The following is a 6,584-nucleotide window of genomic DNA, read 5'->3' on the forward strand; positions in this document are numbered from 1 at the left end:
CGGCTTCCTGTACGACTCCGATTACTACGGCGACGACTTGCCGTTCTGGATGGACGTCGACGTGACGGGCGGCAAAAAGCTGCCGCAACTGATCGTGCCGTACACGCTCGATACCAACGACATGCGCTTCGCGACGCCGCAAGGCTTCAACACCGCCGACCACTTCTTCACCTATCTGCGCGACGCATTCGACGTGCTCTACGAAGAGGGCGCCGACGCGCCGAAGATGCTGTCGATCGGCATGCACTGCCGGCTGCTCGGGCGGCCCGGGCGGTTTCGCGCGCTGCAGCGTTTTCTCGATCACATCGAGCAGCATGACCGCGTGTGGGTCACGCGGCGCGTCGACATCGCGCGGCACTGGCACGACACGCATCCTTACCAACCAGAGAACCGCGAGGCGGCGGCATGAAGGCGATGCACTACACCCTGGACCAACTCAACCGCGTGTCCACCGACGCGTTCGTCGCCGCGTTGTCGGGCATTTTCGAGCACTCGCCGTGGGTTGCCGAGCTCGCCGCGCGCGAGCGGCCGTTTGCGAGCGTCGACGAACTGCATCGCAAGATGTCGGCGATCGTCGAGTCGGCCGGCGACGACAAACAGCTCGCGCTGATCAACGCGCACCCGGAACTGGCCGGCAACGCGGCGGTGCGCGGCGAGTTGACCGCCGAATCGACGCGCGAGCAAAGCCGCGCGGGTCTCGCGCAATGCACGCAGCAAGAGTTCGACAAGCTGCTCGCGCTGAACCACGCGTATCGCGAGAAATTCGGCTTCCCATTCATTCTCGCGGTGCGCGGCTACGACCGTCACGGCATCATCGCGAACTTCGAAGCGCGCGTGAACAACAGCCGCGCGGATGAATTGCGCGCGAGCCTGGACCAGATCTATCGCATTGCGCGTTTCCGGCTCGACGATCTGATCGACGCGTGAGCCGGGCCATAGCCTTTTTTCGGCGGTCTTTCCGCCTCAACCGATATCAAGGACGACCAGCATGGCACTTCCGACTCTCGACCCCAACGCACCGGAATTCACGCGCCGCTATGTGAACCTGGCGGATCCGCGTCTGGGCGCGCAGGCGCTCGAGGCCAGCGACGACTTTTTCGCGCCGAAGGACCGCATGCTGAATCCGGAGCCCGCCGTCTTCATTCCGGGCAAGTACGACGACAATGGCAAATGGATGGACGGCTGGGAAACCCGCCGCAAGCGCACGAGCGGCTACGACTGGTGCGTCGTCAAGCTCGCGCGCCCGGGCGTGATCAAGGGGCTCGATCTCGATACGAGCCACTTCACCGGCAACTTCCCGCCGGCCGCGTCGGTGGAAGCAGCGCGCGTCGTCGACGGCGCACCGAACCAGTCGACGCAATGGACCGAGATCGTGCCGTCGACCACACTGCAGGGCAATAGCCACCGCTACCTCGAAGTCGGCGACGCGAACGGGTACACGCATCTGCGCGTGAACATCTACCCGGACGGCGGCATCGCGCGTCTGCGTGTGTATGGTCAGCCGCAGGTCGACTGGGCGGGCGCGAGCCGCACCGAGCAGTTCGATCTCGCGGCGATGGAAAACGGCGCGTATCTGGTCGGCGCGAACAACCAGCACTTCGGCGCGGCGTCCACGTTGCTGATGCCGGGCCGCGGCGTGAACATGGGCGATGGCTGGGAAACGCGCCGCCGCCGCGAGCCGGGCAACGACTGGGCGATCGTCGCGCTCGCGCAGCCGGGTGTGATTCGCAAGATCGAAGTCGACACCGCGCACTTCAAGGGCAACTATCCGGATCGCTGCTCGATCCAGGCCGCGTACGTGAAGGGCGGCACCGACAGCTCGCTCGTCACGCAGGCGATGTTCTGGCCGGTGCTGCTCGGCGAACAGAAGCTGCAGATGGACAAGCAGCATTTTTTCGAAAGCGAGATCGCCGCGCTTGGCGCCGTCACGCATGTGCGCTTCAACATCTATCCGGACGGCGGCGTGTCGCGTCTGCGTCTGTGGGGAACGCTCGAATGAAAACGCTGGCCATCGAAGCGCTGACGAAAGCCGCGTTCGCCGCCTTCGGCGACGTGATCGAACTCGAAGGCGCGAAGCAGATCCCGATCAATCTCGGCACGACGATCCGCTTTCACGATCTCGCGAAAGTGGACGTCACGGATCAGAACGGCCGCGCGCTCGTGAACCTGTTTCGTGGCCAGCCGCGCGCGTTGCCGTTCGAGGTGAAGATGCTCGAGCGGCATCCGCTTGGCAGCCAGGCGTTCGTGCCGTTGAACGACAAGCCGTATCTGATCGTCGTCGCGCCCGCGGGCGAGCTCGATGCCGCGAAGATTCGCGCGTTCGTGACGAGCGGCTGGCAGGGCGTCAACTATGCGAAGGGCGTGTGGCACCATCCGCTGATCGCGTTGGGTGAAGTCAGCGACTTTATCGTCGTCGATCGTGGCGGCGACGGGCTCAATCTCAACGAGCAGGATCTGGCCGAGCCGCTGTGGCTGACGGACGACGCGTTGAGCGCGGTGGCGGTTTGATCGTGGGTGCGGCGGGGTGATCCGCCGCGTTGGCGGTATCGGTTGGTAAAAAGCCCACGGCTGATGCCGTGGGCTTTTTTGCGATCGACCGGTGTTGCGGAGACGGAACGCGCCCGGTCGAAATCGTTCGCGCGCGAGTCACTTGCGCCTGCCAAGCAGCGGCGAATGTCCGATCACTTCGCGCGCCCGCTCAGGCGGCTCGGGCGCCGAAAACCCCGCCGCGTCGATCGCCGGTTTGAGGCCCTTGAATTGCAGACTTTTCTTCGGCGAGCGCAGGGATGCGATGCCGTCGTCCCACGCATGCAACATCTGTTTCGCGACCGCGCGCCACCGCGGTTCGTTGCGCGCCGCTTCGATCAACTCATGGCCGACTGCGACGGCCGAATCGCACAGCGCCTCGACCATTTGCGCATACTGGCGCGGCGCGATGCCCATGCGCGTGTTGAAAAAGCGTTCCAGCGTTTTGCCGGCCGCCCAGGTCTTGCGGCCGTCGATCGCGAGGCCCGGCGGATTGGCCGCGAAGCGCGGGTAGGCCTGGGTCGTCACGATATCGTAGACCGGCGTGAACGCGACATCGTCGACCGACGTGTAGAACAGCGCGACGTTCTTCGTATGACAGTCCGCGTTGCGCACCACGTAATTCGTCAGCAGATGCCAGCCGAGTTGCTGGACTTGCGCGCGCATCGTGTCGCGATCGAGCAGATAGGCGCGCGCGGCGTTGAGCATCTTCTCGCTGGTCGCATTGTATTTTTCGTGCGGCGGCAAACCGAGCAGCCCGCACAGGTCTTCGACGCCGTACAGCGGCAGTCCCTGCTCGTCGACATCGAAACGCTCGACGATCAGCGCGCGGCCATCGTCCGACATCTGCGTGCGCGCAACTGGCGCGACGCCGAGCCGTTCCAGCACGCGCATCGAATAGAACTCGTTGAAGCCGAGAAACGGCGTGTTGTCGTCCGAACCCTTGACGATGTGACGGCTCGTGCGGATCGTCGGCTTGCCGAGCTGCACCGGCGCCGACGCGGCTAACTGCGGTTCCGGCGCGATGAACTTCGGCACCACGCCGGAGACGGCCGCGCGCGCGTACTCGCGCACCAGCTGCGCAAAATGCTCGGCGGAGTTGTCGCCGTGCAGGATGTGCTGGACGTCGAGCGCCTGCAGTTCGGTGCCCGGCGCTACGCCTTCGGGCGTCACGGTGACGCGGCCAATGCCCATTGCGCCGACCACCGCGAGCAGCGACAGATCGGTGCCGTCGAGCAACGGCCCGAACTGCTCGCGGATCAGATTCAGCAGATAGCCCTCGGGCAGGTTCTGGCGGAAAAACGGGTGGAGGTCGCGCGGCCAGCGCCATGCCTGTTCGCGCACCGGCATCGTCAGGCTGACGAAGTCGGCGGCGCTCGCGTCGCGGTTGTATTTGAGGACATAGTCGTCGCGCTCGCGAAATAGCGTGGCGACGTTCTTGCCGAGCACCTGGACGTCGAGCTTCATCGCGCCGCGTCCGGGTTGCGCTGTTCAGCGAGGATATCTTCGAGCGTACGCCCGTGCCCGTGCGCGACGAACTTCAGATCGTAGCCGGCTGCTTCGAGCAGGCGCACCAGTACGGATACGCTCATATCGTTTTTGGCGAGCGTTTCCATGCGCGCGACCGTGGTGCGGGCAACGCCCGCGCGGCGCGCGAGTTCGTCCTGCGACAGCTTGCTGTCGTGGCGAACCGCCCTGAGCATGTCCGCGACGTCTGAGAGATTGGTCATTTGTAGCCCTTGGGCGTCAATATCGACGATCGACGTCACATTGTAGCCCAGCGGGCACAAAGGTGCGATGCGGATTTGTGCCTTAGAGGCTACATTTCCGGGCTTTGCGCCTTGTAATGTAGCCTCGCGGCCACAAACGGTCATCCGTTCGCAGGCTTCGGTCCACCGTTTCTTTTTAGCGACAAAGCGGGCTGCCGCTTGCGGACAAGCTCGCTCACCAGACCTCACTTCGCGGCGCCGCTTTCGAACCAGGCGGCGATCTTCATCCGCTCTTCATCGGTCATTTGCGTGACGTTGCCCAGCGGCATCGCCTTCAGCGTCACCGCCTGCTGATAAATGCGCTGCGCGTTCTGCGAGATTTCGTCGGGCGTGTCCATCAGCACGCCGGCCGGCGCGCTGCCCATCATCGTCGGATGCGCGGAGTGGCAAGCGACGCAGCGCTGTTGCAGCACCGGCGCGATATCGGCGACCTTCAGCGTCGGCGCATTGGCGGCCTGCGCCTGCGCCACCACCGGCCGCGGCATGGTCCACACGAGGGCGGTGCACATCAGCGCCACGCCGACGAGCGGCAAATACCACAGCACCTGGCCGCGATGACGCATCACGAAGAACTGTCGGATCAGCGCGCCGGCCAGCATGATCACCGCGAGCACCGCCCAGTTGTACGGATGCGTGTAGGTCATCGCGTAGTGGTTCGACAACATCGCAAACACCACCGGCAGCGTGAAATAGGTGTTGTGCACCGAGCGCTGCTTGCCGCGCTTGCCGTAGATCGGATTCGGCGTGTCGCCCTTGAGCATCGCGTCGACCATCTTGCGCTGGCCCGGAATGATCACGAAGAACACATTGGCCGACATGATGGTTGCGAGCATCGCGCCCATGATCAGATACGCGGCGCGGCCGGCGAAGATATGGCATGCGAGCCACGCGGCAATCAGCACATAGGCGCCGACGCAGATGCCGAGCAGCTTGTCCTGGTTGCCGAGCATCCGGCACAGCGAGTCGTAGACGATCCAGCCGGCGGCGAGAAAGCCGATCGCGGAGGCGACCGCGACCACCGGACCCATGTCGAGCACGTTCCTGTCGATCAGATAGGTGGTCGGCGAGAACAGGTACAGCACGGTGAAGAGCCCGAAGCCCGACAGCCACGTCGTGTACGACGGCCACTTCGACCAGTGCAGGTCTTCCGGCATTTCGGGCGGCGCGACCGTGTACTTCTGCATGTTGTAGAAGCCGCCGCCGTGAACGTGCCACAGCTCGCCGAACACGCCGCGGCGGCGCTGGTTCGGGTCGGTCGGTGGCGTCAGGCTGTTGTCGAGCGCGACGAAATAGAACGATTCGCCGATCCATGCTATCGCGGCGATGACGTGAAACCAGCGGATCGCCAGGTTCAGCCAGTCAGTGATAAAGCCTTCCATGAAACTCCTCCACTTCTGATTCGTTGTGCGTGCTGCGACGGCCGCCATGCGAGCCCAGTTCGGGTAGCCGATTGCTGGCGCAACATCACGTCGGCCGGCGCGCGGGTCCATGCGACCGACGATCCAGTGCGCCCGTTTTTCCAGACACCGTTGTTATGAATGGGGGCGGCGGTTCGCACCGTTCTCATGCGGATGCTGAACAACAATTGCCGCCGCGCGTGATGCCCGTGGCTACCCTGGCCGCGCCTAGCTGCCCCGATAGGTGCTGTACGACCACGGTGACACCAGTAGCGGCACGTGATAGTGCGCGCCGGCATCGGCCACGCCGAAGCGCAGCACCACACGGTCGACGAAACGCGGCTCGGGCACCCTGGTGCCGATCGACGCGAAGTAGTCGCCCGCGCCGAACACCAGTTCGTATTCGCCGGCGACGAGCGCGTCGCCTTCGAGCAGAGGTTCGTCGCAGCGTCCATCGCTATTGGTGACGGTCGTTTTGAGCGCGCGGCGCGTGTCGCCCGCGAGCGCGAACAGTTCGACCTGGATGCCCGCGCCGGGACGGCCGTTCGCGGTGTCGAGCACGTGGGTAGTGAGCTTGCCCATTCGCCATTGTCCTTGTGTGAATGCGAGGTGTCGGCGGCGGCCCGATCCATGACGTTTGCGGCGGATCGAGGCTCCACGTCAGTGGCTACATACCCGTCGGCGAATTGAAGCGAGCGCCGTTGCAGCCATTGTAGAAAGTTGTTCCGTCCAGCGCGGGCGCGATAAGAAAGATAATAGCTGGCGCATGACGGACAGTCTGCCGAAAGGCGCAGCGAGCAATCTCGCGCAGCCGTTGCAGCACATAGCGCTTCCGTTCGATCGTACCGGCGTCAAAAATGCCCCACTATATCGGCAGCCTGAAGATGGTTAT

General features: G+C 64.3%; 7 protein-coding genes and 1 pseudogene. 4 read left to right on the forward strand and 4 right to left on the reverse strand.

The annotated features are described in order from the left end of the window. The 4 genes and pseudogenes from VGH68_RS22095 to VGH68_RS22110 all read left to right on the forward strand — a co-directional run. Positions 1–409: pseudogene (locus VGH68_RS22095) on the forward strand (allantoinase); the annotation flags it as partial. Further along, positions 406–927: a 2-oxo-4-hydroxy-4-carboxy-5-ureidoimidazoline decarboxylase gene (gene uraD, locus VGH68_RS22100; protein ID WP_331605845.1), complete on the forward strand. Its 522-nt coding sequence runs from the start codon at positions 406–408 to the stop codon at positions 925–927. The pseudogene VGH68_RS22095 and the gene uraD, both read left to right, overlap by 4 nt. 61 nt (positions 928–988) lie before the next feature. Beyond that, a complete protein-coding gene (alc, locus tag VGH68_RS22105) occupies positions 989–1,999 on the forward strand; it encodes an allantoicase (protein ID WP_331605846.1) in 1,011 nt (336 codons plus the stop codon). Continuing rightward, complete coding sequence (locus VGH68_RS22110) at positions 1,996–2,508, forward strand: ureidoglycolate lyase (protein ID WP_331605847.1); 513 nt, start codon at positions 1,996–1,998, stop codon at positions 2,506–2,508. Before alc ends, VGH68_RS22110 begins: the two co-directional genes overlap by 4 nt. 138 nt (positions 2,509–2,646) lie before the next feature. On the opposite strand, the gene VGH68_RS22115 is transcribed toward VGH68_RS22110, so the two are convergent. The 4 genes from VGH68_RS22115 to uraH all read right to left on the reverse strand — a co-directional run bounded on the left by VGH68_RS22115 (position 2,647) and on the right by uraH (position 6,274). Continuing rightward, the gene (locus VGH68_RS22115; protein WP_331605848.1) at positions 2,647–3,993 is read right to left on the reverse strand and encodes a type II toxin-antitoxin system HipA family toxin; all 1,347 of its coding nucleotides are present in this window, start codon (positions 3,991–3,993) and stop codon (positions 2,647–2,649) included. Continuing rightward, positions 3,990–4,256 (reverse strand): helix-turn-helix transcriptional regulator, encoded by a 267-nt coding sequence (locus VGH68_RS22120; protein ID WP_331605849.1) that lies wholly within the window; start codon positions 4,254–4,256, stop codon positions 3,990–3,992. The genes VGH68_RS22115 and VGH68_RS22120 overlap by 4 nt, the downstream gene beginning before the upstream one ends. A gap of 224 nt (positions 4,257–4,480) precedes the next feature. Further along, positions 4,481–5,674: a urate hydroxylase PuuD gene (locus VGH68_RS22125; RefSeq protein ID WP_331605850.1), complete on the reverse strand. Its 1,194-nt coding sequence runs from the start codon at positions 5,672–5,674 to the stop codon at positions 4,481–4,483. Between the two features lie 246 nt (positions 5,675–5,920). Continuing rightward, positions 5,921–6,274 carry a hydroxyisourate hydrolase gene (uraH, locus tag VGH68_RS22130; protein WP_331605851.1) on the reverse strand — a complete coding sequence of 118 codons (354 nt, stop codon included), beginning with the start codon at positions 6,272–6,274 and terminating at the stop codon, positions 5,921–5,923. Positions 6,275–6,584: the final 310 nt, after the last annotated feature.

This window comes from Paraburkholderia sp. (assembly GCF_036488505.1).
Taxonomy (GTDB): Bacteria; Pseudomonadota; Gammaproteobacteria; order Burkholderiales; family Burkholderiaceae; genus Paraburkholderia.